This is a genomic window from Paenibacillus septentrionalis (genome assembly GCF_042659865.1).
Taxonomy (GTDB): Bacteria; Bacillota; Bacilli; order Paenibacillales; family Paenibacillaceae; genus Pristimantibacillus; species Pristimantibacillus septentrionalis.
The window spans coordinates 118248-140991 of sequence record NZ_JBHSTE010000006.1; the positions used below are offsets into that span (position 1 = coordinate 118248).

A 22744-nucleotide genomic window follows, 5' to 3' on the forward strand; every position below is an offset into this window, starting at 1 on the left:
AATCCGGTTCATCACCTTTATCATACCTTTTGTGAAAGAAGCTTATTATTTTTATATGAAAACAATAATTATTCTAGCAATCTAAGCTAGCTTTTCAATAACAATTGAAGCGCTAATAACAGCTGGTCCGCTTCCGCCAACGTCATTTTGCAGGGTGATGTTACCAGTCGCATCAATTCGATTGAGCGTTAACACACCTGTTGATGTTAATTCTACGATGACCTGCCCTTGGTAAGGCTGATTGCCTGATCCAGCTCCATAATTGCTTGCTGGAACAAGTGTTGGCAAAGGAGCGCCTGTAGGATCAAAGAACAATGCAAATGCGGTATTTCCTTGAACCGGGAATACCTCCCAGCTAATATTGTAAAACCCTGGTTCATTAATGTTAATGCTGCTTGGTGCAGTAAATGAAATGGCTGTACCGTTAATAACTGTATAGTTAAAAGAAACAGCTCCTCCTTGTGCTCCCGGTTCTGTTGCTCCAGCAATCGTTTGTGCGACAGTACTAGCAAGATAGGCAAAATCAGCTAATCCTCCTGGTCCCGTTGCACCTGTTGCACCTGTTGCACCTGTAGCTCCTGTAGCTCCTGTTGCGCCTGCTGGTCCCGTTGCTCCTCTTGGTCCTCTCGGTCCTCTTGGTCCTCTTGGCCCTCTCGGTCCTCTTTTGCACTTGCAATGAATGCCATTAATGAATACATCTTTCTCACCATTCAGCTCTGAATGGTTATTTTCATTTTCAGTGTGTTTATTCACTGATCTTTCACCTCCAATTCGTTTGTATAAAATATGATTCGGAAGCGGTGAAATCTTGTACTTATAACTACGACACTCGTCTATTAATCTATATAGCTTCAAAGTTATAGGTTTAATGTTCTAGTTTCTCCTCACTTAATACAGAGTTTATCTTTCTCTTATATAGAATTAATAGTTCATACGTATAATGGGCAGGAAAAACGATGAAGAAGGGGATTTAGTCCTATGACAAATGTTCGTAAAATTACGTCGGATCAAAAATGGTATGCAAGATTTACTTTGCGTGATAGGTTGTTGATCTTATCCATCCTTCTGCTAACTTTCTCGATTAGTGCAGTCGGGATAAGCTCCTACACAAAGGCCAAGGATATTCTGATTGAGAATGTCGAAAAGCGGCTGGAGCGTGAATCAGAAAGCATCAGTTATGTTGTTCGCAATTTGAAGTTTGTATATGTAAGTGATGAAGTTTACTTTAAACAACAGGTCGAGATGAGTATTAGCGAGCAAAAGAGACAGCTTGAGCTGCATGGCTTCACCCCTGATTTCTTTTATTTAACAGATGGCGCCATACACCCTTTCAAGGTGAGCATCAACTCTAATATTCCATTTTCAGATACGTTAATGAATCGCATCGCTGAGGATGCGAACGGCGTTTTTCATGAAACCATTGACGGGATCGATTACACAGTAACGGTGCGCGATATGCCAGAAATTCAAGGCAGATACATTCTTATGGTCCCTACGAGTTCTTATTTGGGGCCTGTGTATGGAATGGCTGAATTCACCCTTATTATTAGCGGGATCAGCTTGGCAGCATCAATTCTGCTCATTATATTGTTCGTTCGCAGCTTAACAAAGCCGTTGATGAGACTGCGTGAGATTATGTCAGATGTTCGTAAAGGAAATTTAAAGCAAGCCTTAACAATTAAATCAACAGTACCTGAAATATCATCATTGGTATTAAGCTTTTCGACCATGCTTGAGCAAATGCGTGGCATGATTACAGAAGTGAATGACATGACCAACGATCTCAATCAAACGGGTGGTACATTAAGTGAGGCTTCAGATGAGGCACTAACGCATAGCAAGCAGCTGATTCACTCGATTCAGGTTGTAAAGGAAAGTGCGGAGCAAGCTGCAACCGGCTCAAATACAGGAATGCATAGCTTTAGAGAAATGCTTAAACAAAATGAAGCGCTGATTGAAAATATGGATCATATCTTTGTCACGTCAGAAGGAATGAATTTGTCGGCTCAGCATGGCGAAAGTAGTCTGAAATTGCTAATTGATACGTTTCATACCTATGAGAGGGACTTTAGCCATATGGCAGAAACCTTTAATGAGGTGAAAAAACAAGCATTTTCGATTTCGCATCAGGTGGAGCTGATTCAAAACGTTACGAAGCAGACCAGCTTACTAGCGTTAAATGCTTCGATTGAAGCAGCCAGAGCGGGTGAAGCTGGCAGAGGCTTTTCAGTTGTAGCGAACGAAATAAGAAAGCTTGCCGTCCAATCCCAATCTGCAACTGAGCTTATAACAGAGTCGATTCATCAAATGGGTAAGGTTACGCTTCGAGCTACCGATACGTTTGATCATATGATTGCTAAGCTTAAAGACAATGTGCGAACCGCTAATGAATCTAAAGTATCGCTCGATCAGCTGATGATGGATATCGGAAGAGTTAGCGAACGCATTAAGGGGGTTCAGGGTGATTTGCAGGCTCTTAAGGCAGTATTGCCCGAGTTGCAGCAGGTGATTATGAATTTCTCCGTTGTGTCTAAAGAGACTTATATCAGCTCTGAGCATATGTTGGCAGCTAGTGAGGATCAAATTGTACAAATGGAAAGAACGCATGAAATCGGCTTGCAGCTGCGCAATTTGTCCAATTCCCTGGCGAAAATGACAAGCCAATTCAATGTTGGTTAAATTTTAACACGGAATTAACACTACTTTATACATGCATAACAAAACAGGACTACCATAAGGATGTGGTGATTGAAACCCATATTGATTAAGGAGGAAATTGTACAAATGAAAAAAGTATTTAAGACATTAGGGGTCCCATTGATGCTTGTCCTAGTTATGGTAGTTGTAGCAGCTTGCGGTAATAGCAGCAATGGAAATGCAGGTAATAACCAAACGAATACAGGTGGTACGAACACAGAAACAACAAGTACACCAACTCCAGAAAATCAAACACCAGAATTGTCAGGACAAGTAATTGTTGACGGCTCAGGTACAGTATATCCGCTAATGGCACGTATCTCTGAAGAGTATATGTCTGAAGTTCAAACGAAAGTAAGTGTTCAAACAGGTCGTGCAGGTTCATCTGCTGGTTTCCAAAAGTTCATTCCAGGTGAGCTTGACTTTGCAAATGCTTCAAGAAAAATCAAAGATGAGGAAGCTGCAGAGCTAGAAGCTAAGGGCTTGGTAGTGGGTGAAGATGTTCTTGAATTCCGACTTGCTTATGACGGCTTGACAATGGTCATCAATCCGGAGAACGACTGGGCTACTGAAATGACGAAAGAAGAAATTGTTAATATGTACCTATCTGGCCACTATGCTGCTGATGATGTTGTGAAATGGTCTGATATTCGTCCAGAATGGCCAGCTGAACAAATCAACTTCTATGGCCCGAACGAAAACCACGGAACATATGAGTTCTTCTATGAAGTCATTCTTGGCAAGCAAGAAATGGTGAAAACTGCAAATCTGCAACAAGAGTACTCTACACTTGTAGACCTTGTATCTAAAGATAAAAATGCGATTGCCTTTTTCGGATTTGGCTACTACATTACAAACACTGACAAATTAACTGCTGTTCATGTTGATTTCGGTAACGGTCCAGTAGAGCCAAGCCTGGATACAATCGGTGAGGATCTTGACTATGCGGGCTTTACTCGTCCAGTATACACGTACTTGTATGGTCCTTATGCAAAAGAAAAACCACAGGTTCTTGATTATGCGATTTACGTGATGGAAGTTGCTAAAGATTTCGCAGGTGAAGCTGGATTTGCTCCTCTTCCGGACTCTATATATGCAGAATATAAAGCACAGCTTGAAGCCTTGAAATAATGCAACGAATCAATCGTTACTAAAAATTAGCGGGAGATGAGAGACATTGCATGCTCTCATCTTCTTGGCTGTTTCATGAGTAGAAAATAAATAGAACTTTAAAATAGAAAGTAGAAACGTAAAAAAGTTGCTTTGGAAGGTGGCATACCCTTTATGGATAAGCGCACAAGCGTCAGGGAGCAAATCCAACAAAATATCGCCCGCAGAAAAAAAAGACCTTTCCAATTGGAGAGAATTGCGCCGATATCCTTGTTTACTGCGGCCCTTATCTCCGTTCTTACAACAGTTGGCATCGTGTTATCATTGGTCTATGATGCAGTATTGTTTTTTCAGAAGGTTCCGTTCTGGGAATTTTTTGGCAGTACAAACCTGGCTCCACTAAGCCACAATAATCCTTCATTCGGAATTTTGCCATTAATTAATGGTACACTTATTACGTCTTTGATTGCGATGTGCGTTGCTATCCCGATCGGATTAACGTCAGCAATCTATTTAAGTGAATATGCATCAGCTCGAGTTAGAAAAATTGTTAAACCGCTGATGGAGGTTGTAGCAGGTATTCCTACAATTGTATATGGTTTTTTTGCTTACTCATTTGTAACACCACTATTAACGCATATCATTCCAAGCTTAGGTGCAAAGAATGCATTGAGTCCTGGAATTGTAATGGGAATTATGATTATTCCATTGGTAACCTCATTATCTGAGGATGCGATGAGCTCTGTACCGAATTCAATGCGTGAAGGGGCTCTTGCATTAGGATCGACAAAGCTGGAAATGACCTTCAAGGTTGTTATTCCTGCTGCCTTGTCTGGAATCATCGCATCCTTCGTATTAGCAGTTTCACGTGCCGTTGGTGAAACAATGATCGTTACGATTGCAAGTGGAAGCTCCAAAAACTTTACTTTTGACATTACTCAGTCTATGCAGACGATGACAGCATATATCGTTGAATTTACAAGCGGTGATGCAGGAGCTGGAACAGTAGGCTACTACAGCTTGTATGCCGTTGGTTTGACGTTGTTCGTATTTACGCTTCTCATGAACCTGACAGCCCGTTATATTTCACGTAAATTCAGGGAGGGGTATTAAGCATGAAAAGCGGACATAATCAAAGAGTCATGATCCGTCGTTCGATGGATACAGCGATGAAAAATCTGTTTTTGCTCGCAACCATGTTTGCGTTGCTAGTACTTGGCATCTTGATTTATCAGGTCGTTACACAAGGGATCGGTTGGCTCGATTGGAAGTTTCTTACCGGCAAGCTTTCCTTGAATCCTGATCGAGCAGGTATTTTAGGTGTTATTGTCGGAACTATACTACTAATGGTAGTGGTGGGTCCAGTTACAATGCTACTGGGTGTTTGTACTGCAATTTATTTGGAAGAATATGCGAAAAAAAGCAAGCTCCATGCATTTATACAAGTTAATATTTCAAATTTGGCCGGAGTACCATCCGTCATTTTCGGATTGCTGGGTTTAGCGGTCTTCTCCAGAATGTTTAATCTGGGGTCTAGTATTCTTGCGGGTGGATTGACGATGTCCTTGCTCGTACTGCCGATTGTCGTCGTAGCTAGTCAGGAAGCGATTCGTGCAGTACCACAATATTTGCGTGAAGCATCCTACGGTATGGGTGCTACCAAGTGGCAAACAGTACGAAGAGTAGTGCTTCCTGCTGCTTTACCAGGTATCTTGACGGGATTTATCTTATCGCTGTCGCGGGCAATTGGAGAGACGGCTCCTCTAGTCGTGCTTGGAATCCCGGTATTAATTATGCCAATTCCAAATTCTCTAATGTCTGATTTTACGGCGCTGCCGATTCAGATCTACTATTGGACGCTGGACACCGTACTTGTTCAAGAGTATGCAAATTTGGCTGCAGCTACGATTATTGTATTGCTTGTTATTTTGTTCGCGATGAATTCACTGGCAATATATATTCGAAACAAATACCAAAAACGTTACTAAGAATGGAGGGGGAAGAATGACTAGTGCTGTTATAGAGCATCAACCTGAAGCCGAGCTTATATCGGAGGAGTTTACTGTTAACGCAAAACCAAGTGTGATTCAGTCGAAGGACCTGAATCTATGGTACGGTGATTCGCAGGCATTGTACGATATCAATATGGACATTCAAGAGAATCAGGTGACAGCGATAATCGGCCCTTCCGGATGCGGCAAATCAACTTATATTAAAACACTAAACAGACTTATCGAGCTGAACGACAGTGTACGGACAGAAGGGGAAATTATTTACCGAGGTCGTGATATTTTCCGTGAGTATTCTGTAGAAGAGCTGCGTACCCAGGTTGGAATGGTGTTTCAGAAGCCTAATCCACTGCCTAAAACGATCTATGAAAATGTCGTATATGGACCGCGCGTTCACGGTATTCGCAAAAAAGCAGTTCTTGACGAAATCGTTGAAAAAAGCTTGCGTGATGCTGCAATCTGGGATGAAGTCAAGGACCGTCTGCATAAGGATGCTTATGGTTTATCTGGTGGTCAGCAGCAGCGTTTGTGTATTGCACGTACGCTTGCTTTCGAACCGGAAGTCATCTTGATGGACGAACCAACCTCAGCGCTTGACCCAATCTCTACAGCAAAAATTGAGGAATTGATTCAGCAGCTGAAGTCGCAATACACGATTGTTATTGTTACGCATAACATGCAGCAAGCGGCTCGTATTTCTGATAAGACAGCGTTCTTCTTGAATGGAAAGCTGATTGAATTTGATCAAACGGTTAAAATATTCTCGAATCCAAGCGACAATCGTACGGAGGATTATGTTAGCGGACGATTCGGTTAATTCATTATGGCGTAATATATGCACTCGTATATGTTTAGCGAGCATGAATGATAGTAAAACAAAAAACTTACATTCTTGCTCGTTATCCATATAAACAAGAGGCGAGGACCCTGTCAGGGTTTTCGCATTTTTTTGTTTGCTCGATATTGCGTAGCCGTCATGCCACACACTCTTTTAAAGGTATTGCAAAATTGCTCCACTGTTAAAAATCCAACCTGATTCGCTACAGCAGTTACCGTCATATCTGATTTTTCTAATAGACGTGCAGCTGCATTAATTCTAGCTGCAGTTTTTTTCTCCATAAATGATAATCCGTACTGCTTATAGATCGTGCGCTCAGTTTGTCTTGTGCTTAATCCTAGCATATCGGCAAGGTGTGTAAGTGTAATCGTTGAATAGTGGTATAGAAAGCTGTTCTCGATAATGATCATTCGTTGATCATCCAATGATTTAATAGGGATATCCGTGACCTCATGCTGCTTGCTGGATGAATATTGCCTAATTGTATTAATTAAGATCATTTCTAAAATATTGGTCGTCATATGATGCAAGCCAAGGCGATGTCTAGAAAGTTCATCTGCAAGCATTTCAAACAACCCCATTAGTCCACTACGATCTGTCCCAATCCAAAACGGGGTAGACATCAGAAGCTCGGATAACTCAAGCTCCTTTACAGTCGTTTGCTTGCTAGAGGATGCGGAATCTTGCGATATAATTTCAAAAAATATACAATACTCAGCCATTGGATCATCCATATTGGTTATCTGCTCGTGCGCGACATTCGGACCAGTCATGAACAGCGTGCCTGGCTGAATTGGATAATGATTGCCTTGCGCGATCAATTCTCCCTGACCACATGGGATATAATGAAGCTCATAGCTGCCAAAGCTGTGGCTGTGCTCCGGCATTGAATGATAGAAATAACCGAATCTTACATAAAGAACATTCAGTACTAAGTGACCAAGCCTAAGCTTTATATCCATATTCCCAATATCGATGGGAGGTAAATTCATATGGCATCCCTCCTGTAAAAATACGACATTGCAGTCGGTGATTCGTCGTCTTTATGGCATTCATGTTCAAGAGCTAGTTCCTTATAATTATAACTGAAAACGTTTACTTTGCGAAACAGCCCATGTGAAATGACGACATCGAAATGACAGGGGGATTAGAAGATGACAAAGCGATTAGCCAGCAGCCTAATGTACCGAAAAGGAAATCATGCTTTTTCTTATACGGAGGTTCCCGTTCAAAACGCTGGACGTTCATGGCGAGACGGAATGGTTAGCGGTAATGGTGAAAATGGATATGTTACTTCGGGTGCACCCTACTCCGACACATTTATTTTTCAATATATGTGGAATAACTTTCCGTCAAGAGATCCCAGATCAATTCCCGAAGAACTAACGAGTCAGCTGGACGAGGCAAGATATCATGTATTTACGTTGAACGACCAATGGAAGATTAAGCATACCAATGGCGATACAAGAATTCGAACATTCTATTACAGCTATCATCCCTCACATCAGCTGCGGCTTTCTGTACGGAAGCAGAGCAAACTAACCAGCTACATAAGATGGACCAATTACGAGACAGCAGAGACAGGCGTTCAATATGGAAATGAGGCTGGCGAATGGACACGCACGTCATTCACCTCCAGAGTCGATAATGTCTCTATTACGAAAATTACTCAGTCTTCAACAGGAACCAAAATCAACATGATCTTATCTATTGATGATATATCTGTGATGAGTGGCGCATATGACGGCGCCAGCAAAATTTCGGAATTGCAATATAAGAAACTAGTCGATTCTAATGCCAGGTATATTGCACAGGTGGCCCATTATCCGTCTTATGCTGGCAGCGAGCTGGCTGAAGGCGGGTATGCAGGCTTGACCAAGGTTATTGTTGTGAACGGGACAAAGGAACGCATTAAGTTAGGTGATTCAGGCGAGCGGATGAATGTGGGAGAAGAGCAGAATCCCGCTATTCGTATTATCGATGCCGAAGCCGTTTATTTAATAACACAGGCAAGTCGGACGTTTAATATGGGGAAGATTGAGGAATTTGCAGCTGCCTCCGAGTACGAGATAATCGATCAATTGTTAGCATCTACGAAGGTAGTAGAGGAAAGATATGTTGATGTAACGGGACAATTCGACTATGATGCGGCGCTTGCGTCCCATGCAAGCGAGCACGCGGTCGAGTTTAATGCAGTACAATTTCAGCTTGCTGGTGATGAAACCGACAAATCATCCGATAATCTGGAATTGATTCGTACGCAGAAAGAGAATCCATCTACGATGAACCATGCATTCCTCGAGCAGGTCTATCATCAAGGACGATATGCGATGATTTGCAGTGGTGGTTCAAGCGCGCCACGCCTGTACGGCATGTGGACAGGAGAATGGAATCCAGGCTGGCGTTCGATCTACACCTTGGATGCAAACGTCAATTTGCAGGTCGCGGCTATGAATACCGGGCATCTAAGCTATTCACCACTCGGTTATATTACATTTTTCTTAAGAAATGCTCCTGACTTCGAATACAATGCTCGAATGGCTTATGGCATGCATGATGCGCTGCAAATTTCGGTGAACTCCGATGGAGACCGTGCCATGCACGTGGAATATGATAATGACTATCCATTTTCCTATTGGAATGCAGGAGCAAGCTGGTGCCTGCTGCCAATTTATGAATATTGGCAATGCTATGGCAATCGGAAAATTCCTATTGATCCGAATATGAGGATTCTAGACCTGCAGCAGATTCTCGGAGTTGAAGACGGCGGACTTTCTGATGAAGCATTTGCTGCCATTTTGAAGCAAGGCTATATGGACCTTGAACAGGATATTCTTCTACCATTGCTTACAAAGCAGGCGAATTTCTGGGAGCAAATTTGCACACCAGAATATTATACCGACATAGAAGGCAATGTGACTTATGAGAAAGGAAAGAAGGAGCTGCTTCCAGGAGAGAAGTACCTCATTATTCCAGCTTATTCGCCTGAAAATCATCCAATCGGGTATAGCAGTACGTTGACGGCAAATGCAACGATGGACATCGGTGCAGCAAGAGATGGACTCAATATGGTAATTGCCCTTGAAAGAGCAGTGAAACGAGAAGGGTACGAGAAGGCGATTGCTAAATGGGAGGCATTGCTGGAACAGCTGCCAAGCTATGCATATGATCAGGATGGAGCATTGCGTGAATGGGCGATGAAGGAGTATGTGGAAAACAATAATCACCGTCATCTAAGTCATCTCTATCCGGCATGGCCAGGCTATGAGACACAGCATAATGACGAATTAAAAGCTGGTGTTAAGAAGGCTTTGCACAATCGCAATACGTTCAATACGGGAGATGCAACTGCTGGTCATGGCTGGATGCATAAAGCGCTCGTTGCTGCCAGGCTGAAGGATGGAGATGAAATGGTTGCTTCCCTGCTGCCGATGATGGTCAATGACGGATATTATGCTTCGCTAATGACGGATCATGATACGAACAGACGTATGAACTCATTTTGCACCGATACGTTGTTTGGTACGGTAGCAACTATCAATGAAGCGCTGCTGTATTCCAATACAGGAGAAATTGAGCTGCTTCCAGCATTGCCGACAGACTGGATAGCAGGCTCTATATGCGGACTAATGGCAAGAACGCGGATAGAGGTTGCAGAGCTTTGTTGGGATCTGCAGCTAGGCATTGTTAGCGCTACATTGCGTTCCATAGACAATCAGCGGCAAATGGTTCATGTATCATTAGGACGCCCATGGCTACAAGCTGAAATTGATAGCAAGGTTTCTAATCCTGTTGAAGAGGGGGATAGAAAGTTTCTTGCTATCGAAATAGGCGCTGGCGATGAAGTAAACGTTCAATTCATGCTCAAAAGTAAATAAAGCTTACTTATAATGATTTTACTGTTGGAGCCAATCCAAGCACTGCACATAGTGCTGAGATTGGCTTTTTGTAGTTGTATTGAAGCTTCACCTTGTCGATAGCAGCTTAAGCTACAGGAAATGTAAAATCTCAAACTTGAAACAAAAATGAAACACCGCGGAATTGCTAGCTGTATTACAATGAAATGGCATTGTTCTATATTGCTTTTATAACTGAAGTGACACAAAGGAGCTAATTTAATGAAAACAATGATTACCTTGCTAATTAGGCGAAGCCATATAACGAGCAGACAATGGCCACTGCTGCAAAAACCGTTTCTCTTGCTGCTCATTTTTTCGGTGCTGCTTAGTTCTCTTGCAACCGCTGTGCCAGTCGCACGGGCCGGTAATGATGCAGTTCCGCTTGAAGAATCAGGTTGGGTGCTTGTAGGGTCAGCAGAAGAGCTTGCTTATATTAACAAGAATCAAGCTGCTTATATCGATCGCCAAATTCGCTTGACCCATGACATTGACATGACCGGATACGAGTGGATCCCATTTGGTGATGGAGCAGCAACGTTCAGCGGCATTTTCGATGGGAGAGGACACAAGATTAAGGGAGTTTCAATAGATGGGGGTTCACGTACCAATGTCGGTTTTTTTGGGCGAGTATCCGGCACAATTCAAAACTTGGGTGTGGAGGTACTCGCGACAGGCGGTGAATATACAGGTGGCCTGGTCGGACATCTGTTTGGAGGCAGCATTATCCGTTCGTATTCACAGGGAAGTGTTATCGGCGGTGATAACAACAGGATAGGAAGCGTAAACAGTTCAGGCGGACTGGTTGGAGGTGCAAATGGAGATTCCTCCATTATACAATCTTATTCGACAGCTGATGTTAAAAGTGGTGGAGCATCTAATCAATACGCAGGTGGATTGGTCGGTTCTCAAGGCGCCGGCACGATTGAAAATGCATATGCGACCGGAACTGTTACTGATACTAATGTAGGCTTTCTCTACTATATTAATATTGGGGGGTTGACTGGGCAGCTTATATACGGAACGGTTACGAACAGCTACGCTTCGGGAGCTGTGACAGCAACTGCAGACCCTATGTATACGGCAATCGGTGGTTTGATAGGAACGTTCGCGAATGTGCAGAATACTTCAATTGTATCGTCGTATTTTGATCAGATGACGACTTTGCAATCAAAAGGCTTGGGGACTGGTAATTCGCATGAGCCTACCGGCCTCTCGACTGACGATATGAAAAGTATAGCAAGCTACGGAGCAGGCTGGGATTTTATTAATGATTGGGCTATTCATTCTGGTGTGAATGATGGCTACCCTTATTTGCGTCCTGTAATATTGAGCGAACAATTGCCGCAAGCATTAAAGGGAGATTCATATTTACATGTGCTTGAGGCTATAGATGGAGCGGGAAATGGGCTTTTCTGGAGTGCCTCTGGAGTGCCTACTGGCATGGCATTAAGCGATGACGGGACCTTAACAGGAAGTCCTGCGGAGAGCGGCATATTTCAGATTAAAGTGTCGGTAATCGATGCTGGCTCGAATGTAGCCAGTGCTGATTTGTCCCTTATCGTCAATGAGCTTGCGCCTGACATTACTGACTTCAACGTTGCTCCGGGGAACGTGCTAGGTTCAGTAAATGTGACAGCAACTGCGAGCGATCAGGAGCATGCATTTGCTTATGTTATCGGCGATGATGCGGGTGTGCGGCCTTTGCTGGGGCAGCCGTTGCCTAGCGATGTGACCATATATTCTCTGGGATCAGACATTGCCGATGTTCAATCTGGTCATATACTCCAGCTGTACGAATTGGATAACGCTCAACACATCCAGGCATGGAGCAGCCTTCAACTTGCACCTTCACATATTCAGAGTCAGATTCGTGTAGCAGGAATAAGTCTTGATGCAACTGAGCTAACGCTTGTAGCAGGAGGTGCTGCGAGAAAACTAACTGCTACGATAGAGCCTGAAAATGCAAGTAATCAAGCTGTTTCGTGGACATCGAGTGATTCGGTAGTGGCGATGGTGAATCAGAGCGGCGAGGTAACGCCAGTATCCGAGGGAACAGCGGTAATTACTGCGATGACCGAGGACGGATGGCACACCGCCTATGCTACGGTAACGGTGCAACCATTGCCGGAAGTGGTCGGCAATGTCAAAGGAACGGTAATGGGCACAGGAGATACACCGTTATCTGGTGCGAAGATCGTAGTTGGTGCAGTCGAAGGCTCGACCGATGCAGAGGGCAACTTTCATTTGGTGAACATCGGTGCAGGCAGTCAACCGCTCGCCATAACAGCAGCAGGATATGTGGAGTATAAGGCGACTGTAGACATAGAGGCCGGACAGACAGTTGATGTGGGTCGCATCGATATGACGCTTGCGCCAATAGCTGTAACAGGAATAAGTCTTGATGCAACTGAGCTAACGCTTGTAGCAGGAGGCGCTGCGAGAAAACTGACTGCTACGATAGAGCCTGAAAATGCGAGTAATCAAGCTGTTTCGTGGACATCGAGTAATTCGGTAGTGGCGATGGTGAATCAGAGCGGCGAGGTAACGCCAGTATCCGAGGGAACAGCGGTAATTACTGCGATGACCGAGGATGGATGGCACACCGCCTATGCTACGGTAACTGTGCAACCATTGCCTCCAGTGGTCGGCAATGTCACAGGAACGGTAATGGGCACAGGAGATACAGCGTTATCTGGTGCGAAGATCGTAGTTGGTGCAGTCGAGGGCTCGACCGATGCAGAGGGCAACTTTCATTTGGTGAACATCGGTGCAGGCAGTCAACCGCTCGCCATAACAGCAGCAGGATATGTGGAGTATAAGGCGACTGTAGATATAGAGGCCGGACAGACAGTTGATGTGGGTCGTATTGATATGAAGGCTGTTCCTAGGCCTACCCCTAATCCGAGCTATCCGCCAGCTTCTGGTGGAGAAGTCAAGAACGAAGAGATGTCGATTACAATTAACGGTCGAACGATTAAGGTAACGATGGCGAAGGAGCAGGAGAATGATGGTCGCTCAGTTTTGCGATTGATACTGGATGCTGAGTTCATTGAATCGATATTTGAAGCTTCAGATATAGAAGAAGTCGTGCTAGATATCAACAATGAAGATCCAATTGTTAAGGTGGATTTCTCTGCAGAAGCATTAAGAGTCCTTGCTAATGATAAACCTCATGCAGTTATTCGCATTGCTGTAAACGGTGCAAGCAGCAGTTTTCCGTTGCATATGCTGAACATAGAAGAGCACGATGCAACTGTTACAGCCGTGATCGCGAGAATGGCGAAGTCTGATCAAGACGAGCTTACCGCTGCATTGGATGAAAAAGGACACACCATGCTGGCAGAGTCAATGAGCTTCTACCTTTATCGAGATGGTGACATGGTAGAGGTTGAAGATACCTACATGGAGCGGACGGTCTCACTTGCTGGTGATGTCAACCCTGATCATACTACTGTGGTGCAACTCGATCATGCAGGAAAGCCACACTTTGTTCCTTCCGTATTCGAGACAGGAACAGCGACTTTCTATAGTGTACATCATGGTGCATATACTGTAATTGCCTCTGAGCGAGCATTCGCAGACACTGAGGGACATTGGGCGCATAAGGAAATAGAACTGCTCGCCAACAAGCTTATTATAAACGGAGAAGATCTTAATTCGTTTAATCCCGAAAACGCGATTACTAGAGCTGAGTTTATCGCGATGCTTGTACGCTCGCTTGGACTTGCAGAGAAGCCAAAGCAAGCCACATTCACAGATATTCCATCGGATGAGGTTTGGTTTGCTGGTTCAGTAGGAGCAGCAAGCGCAGCTGGCTTGATTGAAGGCTTCGAGGATGGAGCATTCAGACCTAATGCGCTAGTTACGCGGGAACAGATGACGGTTATTATGGGCAGAGCGGTTTCCTATGCTGGCGAGCTTCCGTCTGAGAATGTAACGGCGCTGGAACGTTTTTCTGATTTTGATGAGATAGCCGACTGGGCAAAGGCATCAGCATCTCAACTGTATGCAGCAGGCATGATGAGAGGCGTAGAACAAGAAAAACTCGCTCCACAGGCTCCAGCCACGCGCGCTCAGAGTGCGGTGCTCATAAAACGAATGCTAGAGTATGTGGAGTTTGTGAACGAGGCAACTTAATATTGATCGTAATGGAAGCTTCCTAATCCACTTGTTATGTGGATTTGGAGGCTTTTTTTGTGTGTCTGTCGAATTGCTTATTTTATATGTGAGTGTTAGGTAATCGTACGAAAACAGCGTAAAGCACAATCTATTTATTTTTTGTGGTCAGAAAATAGTATAGTATAAACATACAATATCGCATGCGAAAGAGTGAGAAAAATATCGATGGAACAAATGGAACAACGTGTGATCGGTTTTGACAACGAAATGAAGTGCTTTAATGATTGGGTATTCGATTCCGATGCTCAAACTTCAATTTTTTCGGTTTCTGGAATCGGAGGTATTGGCAAAACGACTTTACTGTTTGAGATGGCTCGCACTGCTAGGCTTTCCTCCTTACGCACGTTATGGCTGGATGGACAGGTTGGGTTAACGACCTCGGGAGCATTTCTCGACAGTCTTGAAGTAAGTCTCGCAACAGAGTATGGCGTAATAAGAGAGCATGGAGCAGCGCTTTTGCCGTTCATTGTTTCCGAGCTGTCCAAGCAGAAAATCATCCTGTTAATCGATAACTGTGAACATATAGATAGATTGGAAGGATGGCTGCTTTCCAGTTTTCTCCCCCATATTCAATCTGCTTCTGTGTTATTGGTGTGTGCCTCGCGGAATGGCTTGCCGTTGAGATGGAAAACGAATCCGTACTGGAAGTCAAGGATACATCAATTGCCTTTACGGTTATTTACACGTGAAGAGGTTTACGATTATTTGGGAGACTCCGGCTTGGCAGAAGACGTGCAAATTGATATTGCGGAGAGGACAGAAGGGCATCCGCTTTCGCTAGCTCTTACCGTAGATTTGCTGCATACTGCGGCTAAGGAAGAGCGCAACGTATGGCGTGAAATTCCGACTATTTTGAGTGCAGAGTTTTTAAGGGAAGTGGCATCCCCTGGCGTCTTCCGTGCACTTACGGTGTTGGCCTTGCTGCCAGTAGCCGATGAGAAGTTGCTCAATCGTGTATTAGAAGCTCCTTTGGACGAAGGAGAATATTACAAGCTGTCCCGTCTTTCATTTGTTCGGGTTACGATGCAGGGCGTATCTTTGCATCATGTAGTATCAAGACTGCTGCGTGATGATTTCGCCCAACGAAATGCTGACCAATTTGAACGTGTTCGAGGTAAGGTTTTCAGCTTGCTGGCGGAACAGTTTCATTCCGTAGACAAACAATTGCAAATGCGTCTGGCTGCTCATGTTTTGGAGCTGTATCGAGAATTTCTGCCCTCGACGCATGCCTATGCTAATTTTTCGTCTAATCTTAAGCCAGGACAGCCCAAGCCATTCCAACAGGAAGATTTGCCATACTTGAAGCATTTTTTGATGGTATCGGTGAATGAATCAGATTGGCAATCCGAATTGGTTGAAACTGCTCATTATCAAGCTTTGCTGGAGGATATCGCACTCCACTTCTCTGAAGGTATTTTTATTGTGCGGGATTATAAGGGACTGCCGCTTGCGTTTAGCGCAGGGCTTTGGCTTCATGCATTAAGTATGCCGCTACTGGAGCGATATGCCACAGGATGGCTGGAGATACTGGGTGAAGAAGTTACTGCACTGCGCCAGCTTCCTTCCGAGTCAGCAGATACAATATTTGTATTGTTGTCTGCGGTTGACTGTGAGCATGCCTTGTATCGACCAAAAGAGCTGGGAGCGCTGCTTATGCAGCAATGGCTTATTCATATGACTAACGGGCTGCGATGTGTTTTGGCATCAGCTGATCGACAATTGAATCAGCTGATGCTGCTTCTAGGCTTTAGAGAATGCGGAAAGGCTATAGGAGTCGCAGGCATTGAATTGACAATATGGGAGCTGGACTTTAGGCAAACAACGTTTGATAAATGGATTCATCGCATCATCTGGCAGACAGAAGCTGCGCCAGCGATAACTGCACAGACAAGTGCTCTTAAAGGCGAAGCAATATTGTCAATTGAAAGGAACGACATGAAACAAATTCTTGAGCAATTGTTTGATGCTGTCCAGTTGGAGCGTCTCCCTGTTATGCAGCGTTTAAATTGGAGCGGATCACAGATGCGATCAACGATACAACAGATTCTGTCTGAAACTAGTTCAACGGAGCCGCTAACACAGCTTGAAAAGGACATTTTACGAGAAAGCTATGTACAGCGAAATCAGAATAAAAATCAACTTGCAGCCATGTTCCATATGAGCAGAACAACGTTTTACCGTCATAGCCGCTCAGCTGAAAACCATCTCGCTTATGTGCTGAGCGAAAGATTAAAGTCGATATAAATACCGTTTTATCACACTGAATAGAATTGGAGACATTGCTATTTTCATAAAAAACTCTAAATTAAAATAGCAGCCCTATGATTTTTGTAAACCAAGCTACATATTTTGCTCCCCATACGAACATCAATTGAGCAAGTAATGTGCCTAATAGCCTTGAAGTTACCATCATTAACGACATATTTTTTAGCTTATTATAGCTTCCTCTTCCATTAACAACATCATCTGCAATGACGGATAGCTTCGGATCTATAAAAATAACTAACAGTATAGTTGCGATTCCATTAATTAATCCTGATGCCATAGTAGCTGTCGCTGCTCTTTCAGGAACTAGCAACGCAGCATATAGGGCAGATAACACTCCTATCGTGTAAATCGAAGTTATAATCATATTTACACAAAAAAGCTTAATGGGAATGTCCTTAACTCTAGTATCCTTTAAATATGAAAACTTCGGTAAACTAAAATAAGTTATACTGCGCTTTATGTAGCGTAGGGAGAAGATTTTTTTCATAAAGGAAGGAACAGAGCCCTTTTCCTCTGATAAATGAATGATAGCTCTTGAAAATATCGCAATAAAAGTTGGAAGTAAAATTATCCCGAATAATGTTCCAAGAGTTGATGCGCCAATAAGGATGCGAAATTGAGCTTCTACAAATTCTAACGTGTTTTGTTTTGGGGCATTATCAATTAGACTCCCTGTGAAAGGTTGTTGCATCATATTTGCCAACCTTGAGACGATAACTAAAATGTTAAAGAGAGATAAAGCTGAAGCGATCATTCTAACTCTTGCACCTGATAACCTCACAGCGTAGGCGAGGGTTTCTGTTGTATGAATGATAAAAATAAAAAAAGCGATACATAGTAATACTCCGGTTAAGTACTCCATTCAGCAACCTCTTATGAAATGAATTTAATTGGAAAATTTTGATAAACTAAGTGTATCATAGGTTATACGTCTAGAACAAACAACTTTCAACAGGATTTGGATAATACGACAAGGAATTATGTAACTAGATATGAAGGCATTTTTAGTAAGGAGGATGAATCTATGAAGCAGAACATATACGATGATCAGCGATTTTTTGAAAAATACAGCCAGATGGATCGATCAAGGAAAGGTCTTGCTGGGGCAGGTGAGTGGAAAACGCTTGAAAAGCTACTTCCTGATTTCAACGGAAAACGTGTACTCGATCTGGGCTGTGGGTATGGCTGGCATTGTCAATATGCGATAGAGCATGGTGCGAAGAGTGTTACAGGCGTAGATATATCTGAGAAAATGCTGACAGTTGCGAAGGAAAAAACAGATGCAAGAATTCACTATATTCATCAAGCCATTGAGGATGTTTCATTTGATGCGAACGCCTTTGATATCGTGATAAGCTCGCTTGCCTTTCATTATATCGAATCGTTTGAACGTATTGTGGAAAAGGTCTCAAGTTGCCTGATTCCGAACGGAGAGTTCGTATTTTCAGTTGAGCACCCCGTGTTCACTGCAAACGGTAGCCAGGATTGGCATTATGATGAACAAGGGAATATTGCGCACTTTCCAGTCGATCGCTACTATTTTGAGGGAGAACGAACAGCTAATTTTCTGGGAGAAGCAGTTATCAAATATCATAAAACGCTAACGACGTATCTGAACGGACTAATACAGGGTGGATTTGAAATAACGGGAGTTGTGGAGCCGCAGCCAGCAGCAGATCTGCTGCTTACGGTACCTGGCATGAAGGATGAGCTTCGCAGACCGATGATGCTGATCCTATCATCACGAAAAAAATAATCAGTATAATGTTGATTGCTTGGCATAACGATTATATTGAACAAGCCATTCCAACGCTAATGTATAGCGCAGGAATGGCTTGTTTTATTGCTAACGCCCTTGAATCGGCCGATTGAACGTGAATGTTCTAATGACAAGCTCAGCTATAAGGAGCAGCGAGGCGATCGAGCCGTATATGCCGATCGTATAGCTGGATGCATAGCTGAAGTCCAGCCCTTTATGAAAGATTGTTGTAATCAAGTGAATCATCATGTTGGTAAAGCAGAAGGCGTAGCTTCTAATCATCCAGTTGCGATGCTTTGTTATTTGCTTCTTCTTCATATAAATGAGTGCAGTTGCGGTAATGATTAACCATATTATATTAAGCGCATTGAAGCCCATGCTGCTTATTTTTCCACCCGTGGCGTATGGCGCCATATAGCCTGATGAAAGAACAACGATCAGCACAGAGATAATATAGACATAACCTGTAAAACGGTGGAGCTTGCGGCTTTTTTCGAACATTCGCTCAGAAAAATTAAGCAAGCCTGCTGCCATAGCTACGCAAGCAAATGCCACGTGAATGTACATCACATTTAACCAGATTGGCAAATTAAGCTCGCGTTTTGTAGCTGTTTTGTGACTGAGAAAGCTGGTAGCGCCAGGATCGATCATGTAGTTTTTAATGATGGCATATACAATGACAACGATACTGAGACATGCTAGTAGTTGAAAGTAAAATTTTCGGTTTTTCATCTGGTCGGATCTCCTCATTCATTCTAACGTTTTCGTACTGCTAGCTAGACGATACGCACGCCTGTAAGCTTGGAAGAGGGCAGCAGGCCCGCTTTTGCATTTCCGTGGATCGCATTGCCATCAACGAATGCTTCGAATTTCAGATTTAAGCGCATAGGCTTCGTAATACGCAGCGACCAAACAAGCCTATTCCCATCCAGCATAGGATCTATAAATGGAACGGTTTCATTTCCTTGTGTTGCAGTACCTTGAACGATGCCATCCATTAGCATAATAGAAAGCCTAACCTGCAGCTTTCCGATTGGCGTCGCGATTGTCGTATCCCAGTCACCAATAAAAGCAGCTGCATCTTCTTCCTGTAGCAGCTTATGTGTGGGCGGCTCAACGGCTTGCTTATGTTTAACGATGGGCGGCCTTTCGTTATGCTTTGCACTAGCTGCTTCTGAGGTCACGTTTTGCAAGCTATGCATGTCTGGTTTTAGTAAGTTTGCTGCGTTCAAAGTTGGACGAATGCTTGATGTATCTCGCCACACCGTTCCCCGACGTTCAAATTCAAACAGCTGCTCTACTGCATGTGCGGTACGTGGACCTAGCACGCGTTCTACAAGATATAACGCTACATCCAGACCTGAAGTGACGCCACCTCCAGATACTAGATTGCCATCATCTACTACACGGGCATTAATCGGAATGGCCCCAGTTGCTGCTAAAAGCTCCATCCCCAAATGATTAGTGACTGCTGGTCTGCCCTCCAATAAACCGTTCATAGCAAGGATAAGCGAGCCACCGCATACAGTAGCGACGATACAATGCTCACGCTCCAAGGCTTGCTGTGCGAGTGGGGTTAGTTCAGTCTGCATCGCTTTGCTTAATCGAACAGGTACGGAATCAGGGTGATCTTCCTCCAACGGTCCTGATGCTCCAGGAATGACAATAATGTCCGCAGTCTCAGGGTCAAGCCTGCCAATCGCTTCTAGCTTTACGTCCTGAATGCCGCTGGCTACCGTACGCGGTCCCTCGGCAGTGACGAATTGTAGGTTTAGTTGATGATCGGTATACATAGCCGCTGCGGAAAAGACCTCATAGGGTGCAATGGCATCCATCAGGTCAAATCCATCAAACAGCACGACTTGAATCGATAGCATAGAATAGTCCTCCTTAACAGTAAAGTTGTTTAATGTCCAAGATAACCGATAAGTCTCACAAAAAATGCTGCAAACTATCACAAAACAGTAAACAAGTGATCACAACTTGTATATCCAATCGGGTTTCGGCGCAAAAGATGCTAAAATGAATGCAAAGGTGGGATGCGTGATGAATAAACCAAACACAATACTCGTAGTAGATGACGACCCAAGTATCGTTGATTTGCTAAGAGACTTTTTGGAAAATGAGCATTTTCATGTAATAACTGCATGCGATGCCGAGCAAGCGTGGCAAGCATTTGAGCAGCAGCCGATAGATTGTATGGTGCTAGATATTATGATGCCAGGGCAGAACGGATTTGAGCTGTGCCGTCAAATTCGTGCGAAGAGCAATGTGCCGATTCTGTTTCTGAGTGCACGCAGCGATGATGTAGACAAGATTAGAGGGCTGACGCTTGGTGGCGACGACTATATCGTCAAATCAGCCTCGCCAGGTGAAATTGTTGCGAGAGTAAAGGCCGTATTAAGGCGCTCGGCCTCTCATCAATCCAGGAGCGACACAGAGCTGGATTATGGACGGATCAAAATCAATGCCACAACAAGAGAGGTTCTCGTAGATGGGAAGGTGGTCACACTTACGCCAAGAGAATATGAGCTGCTGCTGCTGTTCGCTGAGCACCCAAGGCAGGTATTTTCGTATGAGCAGCTGCTAGATCGCTTTTGGGAAGGGGTTGGCGATAAGCATACGATTCGCGTACATCTTAGTCGCCTGCGTGAAAAAATCGAGGCTAACCCAAATGAGCCGCACTATTTAGTTAATGTGTGGGGAATTGGTTATCGATTTGAAGGAGGTAGAGTATGACAACGCTGCGCATACGAACCTTTACTGTATTTTGTTTAGTGTTAATTTTGCTCATTCCCTGGCTCTGCTTCGTTGCTGCTCATGCTATCGAAACGAAGTCGCTGACTATCACGAAAAAATCAACACAGTATGACATTGTACACGGTCATTTGACTGAAATGATTTCTCTGCTCGATGATACGACTATGCGATGGCATGATCCCAGTTGGCAAAATCAACTTAACACTCAAATCGAGCAGGCAAAGCAAAGTCTAGCAAACGAGCCTGCTGCTAATCGCTACACAGTACAAGCTACAGCTGCAGGAATAGGAGTAGTGATTGCGTTCATCATGATCGGCTTCATGCTAAGAAGGCTGTTGTTAAAGCCGCTTGAAAAGCTGGGAGTGGCAGCTCGGCATATCGCCAGTGGTGATCTCGATATTACTATTCCATCTTTGCGAATAAAGGAAATTGCTGAAGTACGTGACGGTTTTGAAGCAATGGTGGCGGGTCTTCGTAAAGCCCATCAAAAGCAGATTGAGCTGGAAGAGGAGCGTCGATTCGTAATCGCCGCAATTGCGCATGATTTACGCACCCCGCTTTTTGCTTTGCGGGGTTATTTGGATGGTTTAGCTCAGGGGATCGCACGATCACCAGAGCAAATGACGAAGTACGTTGCGGTATGCAAGGAAAAGTCTGCGCAGCTTGATCGGTTGGTAGAGGATTTGTTTACCTTTTCGAAAATGGAGTATGTGGATGAACGTCTCGACAGTGAGCGTGTCAATGTCCCCTCTTTGCTGCAAAAGGCATTGGATAGCGTGCAGCCAGCTGCCGAGCAGAAGACAATCTTATTTAGATATGATAGGGCGCCTTTAGAGGATTGCATCGTGTATGGAGATGAGCATTTGTTAGAGCGTGCCTTCAGCAACTTGCTCGATAATGCGGTAAGGCATACGCCGTCTGGCGGAACAATTGCGATGGAATGTGTGCAGGAGGGGAGCAAGTTCAAATTTTCGGTACATGACAGTGGAGATGGCTTTTCAGAAGAAGAGCTGCCGAAAGTATTTGAGCCTTTATACCGAGGTGAGCATTCAAGAAACCGTGCAACAGGGGGAAGTGGGTTAGGGTTAACGATAGCTCAGCGGATTGTGAGAAAGCATGGAGGCGATCTTGAAGCTGGCAATCATCCGCAAGGCGGTGCAAGGCTAACAGGCTGGTTGCCGGCAGTTAATCGTTAACTGGCTGGAAATGAGGTTGTTCAGTTTTT

The 22744-nt window shown here is 44.0% G+C and carries 16 protein-coding genes; 11 read left to right on the forward strand and 5 right to left on the reverse strand.

The annotated features are described in order from the left end of the window. Nucleotides 1-81 precede the first annotated feature (81 nt). On the reverse strand, nt 82-753 hold the full coding sequence (locus ACFP56_RS17570) for a collagen-like protein (protein WP_379236971.1): 672 nt from the start codon (nt 751-753) through the stop codon (nt 82-84). 225 nt (nt 754-978) lie between these two features. On the opposite strand from ACFP56_RS17570, the gene ACFP56_RS17575 reads away from it, so the two are divergent. From ACFP56_RS17575 to pstB, 5 genes are all read left to right on the forward strand, one after another. After that, nucleotides 979-2679 (forward strand): methyl-accepting chemotaxis protein, encoded by a 1701-nt coding sequence (locus ACFP56_RS17575; RefSeq protein ID WP_379236973.1) that lies wholly within the window; start codon nt 979-981, stop codon nt 2677-2679. A gap of 105 nt (nt 2680-2784) precedes the next feature. Continuing rightward, nucleotides 2785-3828, forward strand: a complete 1044-nt coding sequence (locus ACFP56_RS17580; protein ID WP_379236975.1) for a PstS family phosphate ABC transporter substrate-binding protein — start codon at nt 2785-2787, stop codon at nt 3826-3828. Between the two features lie 153 nt (nt 3829-3981). Then, complete coding sequence (gene pstC, locus ACFP56_RS17585) at nt 3982-4920, forward strand: phosphate ABC transporter permease subunit PstC (RefSeq protein ID WP_379236977.1); 939 nt, start codon at nt 3982-3984, stop codon at nt 4918-4920. Nucleotides 4921-4922: 2 nt separating this feature from the next. Further along, nucleotides 4923-5795 (forward strand): phosphate ABC transporter permease PstA, encoded by an 873-nt coding sequence (gene pstA, locus ACFP56_RS17590; protein WP_379236979.1) that lies wholly within the window; start codon nt 4923-4925, stop codon nt 5793-5795. 16 nt (nt 5796-5811) lie between these two features. Continuing rightward, entirely contained in the window at nt 5812-6633 is an 822-nt protein-coding gene (gene pstB, locus ACFP56_RS17595) for a phosphate ABC transporter ATP-binding protein PstB (protein WP_379236981.1), read from the forward strand. 113 nt (nt 6634-6746) lie between these two features. Here pstB and ACFP56_RS17600 read toward each other — a convergent pair whose 3' ends face one another. Further along, nucleotides 6747-7646, reverse strand: coding sequence for an AraC family transcriptional regulator (locus ACFP56_RS17600; RefSeq protein ID WP_379236983.1), 900 nt, complete (start codon nt 7644-7646; stop codon nt 6747-6749). 162 nt (nt 7647-7808) lie between these two features. Between ACFP56_RS17600 and ACFP56_RS17605 the strand changes: the two genes are divergently transcribed. From ACFP56_RS17605 to ACFP56_RS17615, 3 genes are all read left to right on the forward strand, one after another. Continuing rightward, nucleotides 7809-10532 (forward strand): glycosyl hydrolase family 95 catalytic domain-containing protein, encoded by a 2724-nt coding sequence (locus ACFP56_RS17605; RefSeq protein ID WP_379236985.1) that lies wholly within the window; start codon nt 7809-7811, stop codon nt 10530-10532. A 240-nt stretch (nt 10533-10772) separates the two neighbouring features. After that, nucleotides 10773-14690 (forward strand): S-layer homology domain-containing protein, encoded by a 3918-nt coding sequence (locus tag ACFP56_RS17610; RefSeq protein WP_379236987.1) that lies wholly within the window; start codon nt 10773-10775, stop codon nt 14688-14690. 207 nt (nt 14691-14897) lie between these two features. Next, nucleotides 14898-16976 carry a bacterio-opsin activator gene (locus tag ACFP56_RS17615; protein WP_379236989.1) on the forward strand — a complete coding sequence of 693 codons (2079 nt, stop codon included), beginning with the start codon at nt 14898-14900 and terminating at the stop codon, nt 16974-16976. 61 nt (nt 16977-17037) lie between these two features. Here ACFP56_RS17615 and ACFP56_RS17620 read toward each other — a convergent pair whose 3' ends face one another. Next, complete coding sequence (locus tag ACFP56_RS17620; protein WP_379236991.1) at nt 17038-17862, reverse strand: lipid II flippase Amj family protein; 825 nt, start codon at nt 17860-17862, stop codon at nt 17038-17040. Nucleotides 17863-18024: 162 nt separating this feature from the next. On the opposite strand from ACFP56_RS17620, the gene ACFP56_RS17625 reads away from it, so the two are divergent. Beyond that, the gene (locus ACFP56_RS17625) at nt 18025-18756 is read left to right on the forward strand and encodes a class I SAM-dependent methyltransferase (RefSeq protein WP_379236993.1); all 732 of its coding nucleotides are present in this window, start codon (nt 18025-18027) and stop codon (nt 18754-18756) included. A gap of 90 nt (nt 18757-18846) precedes the next feature. Here ACFP56_RS17625 and ACFP56_RS17630 read toward each other — a convergent pair whose 3' ends face one another. Together ACFP56_RS17630 and ACFP56_RS17635 are read right to left on the reverse strand one after the other, a co-directional pair. Then, nucleotides 18847-19491 carry a DUF2306 domain-containing protein gene (locus ACFP56_RS17630; protein ID WP_379236995.1) on the reverse strand — a complete coding sequence of 215 codons (645 nt, stop codon included), beginning with the start codon at nt 19489-19491 and terminating at the stop codon, nt 18847-18849. A gap of 44 nt (nt 19492-19535) precedes the next feature. Beyond that, nucleotides 19536-20636, reverse strand: coding sequence for a DJ-1/PfpI family protein (locus ACFP56_RS17635; RefSeq protein WP_379236997.1), 1101 nt, complete (start codon nt 20634-20636; stop codon nt 19536-19538). Between the two features lie 169 nt (nt 20637-20805). On the opposite strand from ACFP56_RS17635, the gene ACFP56_RS17640 reads away from it, so the two are divergent. Further along, nucleotides 20806-21498 carry a response regulator transcription factor gene (locus tag ACFP56_RS17640; RefSeq protein ID WP_379236999.1) on the forward strand — a complete coding sequence of 231 codons (693 nt, stop codon included), beginning with the start codon at nt 20806-20808 and terminating at the stop codon, nt 21496-21498. After that, nucleotides 21495-22715 (forward strand): sensor histidine kinase, encoded by a 1221-nt coding sequence (locus ACFP56_RS17645; RefSeq protein ID WP_379237001.1) that lies wholly within the window; start codon nt 21495-21497, stop codon nt 22713-22715. Before ACFP56_RS17640 ends, ACFP56_RS17645 begins: the two co-directional genes overlap by 4 nt. The last annotated feature ends 29 nt before the right edge of the window (nt 22716-22744 follow it).

Bases quoted from the DNA above. Each gene is read 5' to 3' on its own strand.
- ACFP56_RS17610 (WP_379236987.1), top strand. From the start codon at position 10,773: ATGAAAACAATGATTACCTTGCTAATTAGGCGAAGCCATATAACGAGC.
- pstA (WP_379236979.1), top strand. From the start codon at position 4,923: ATGAAAAGCGGACATAATCAAAGAGTCATGATCCGTCGTTCGATGGAT.
- ACFP56_RS17635 (WP_379236997.1), bottom strand. From the start codon at position 20,636: ATGCTATCGATTCAAGTCGTGCTGTTTGATGGATTTGACCTGATGGAT.
- ACFP56_RS17580 (WP_379236975.1), top strand. From the start codon at position 2,785: ATGAAAAAAGTATTTAAGACATTAGGGGTCCCATTGATGCTTGTCCTA.
- ACFP56_RS17645 (WP_379237001.1), top strand. From the start codon at position 21,495: ATGACAACGCTGCGCATACGAACCTTTACTGTATTTTGTTTAGTGTTA.
- pstB (WP_379236981.1), top strand. From the start codon at position 5,812: ATGACTAGTGCTGTTATAGAGCATCAACCTGAAGCCGAGCTTATATCG.
- pstC (WP_379236977.1), top strand. From the start codon at position 3,982: ATGGATAAGCGCACAAGCGTCAGGGAGCAAATCCAACAAAATATCGCC.
- ACFP56_RS17625 (WP_379236993.1), top strand. From the start codon at position 18,025: ATGAAGCAGAACATATACGATGATCAGCGATTTTTTGAAAAATACAGC.
- ACFP56_RS17620 (WP_379236991.1), bottom strand. From the start codon at position 17,862: ATGGAGTACTTAACCGGAGTATTACTATGTATCGCTTTTTTTATTTTT.
- ACFP56_RS17630 (WP_379236995.1), bottom strand. From the start codon at position 19,491: ATGAAAAACCGAAAATTTTACTTTCAACTACTAGCATGTCTCAGTATC.
- ACFP56_RS17615 (WP_379236989.1), top strand. From the start codon at position 14,898: ATGGAACAAATGGAACAACGTGTGATCGGTTTTGACAACGAAATGAAG.
- ACFP56_RS17575 (WP_379236973.1), top strand. From the start codon at position 979: ATGACAAATGTTCGTAAAATTACGTCGGATCAAAAATGGTATGCAAGA.
- ACFP56_RS17640 (WP_379236999.1), top strand. From the start codon at position 20,806: ATGAATAAACCAAACACAATACTCGTAGTAGATGACGACCCAAGTATC.
- ACFP56_RS17605 (WP_379236985.1), top strand. From the start codon at position 7,809: ATGACAAAGCGATTAGCCAGCAGCCTAATGTACCGAAAAGGAAATCAT.
- ACFP56_RS17600 (WP_379236983.1), bottom strand. From the start codon at position 7,646: ATGAATTTACCTCCCATCGATATTGGGAATATGGATATAAAGCTTAGG.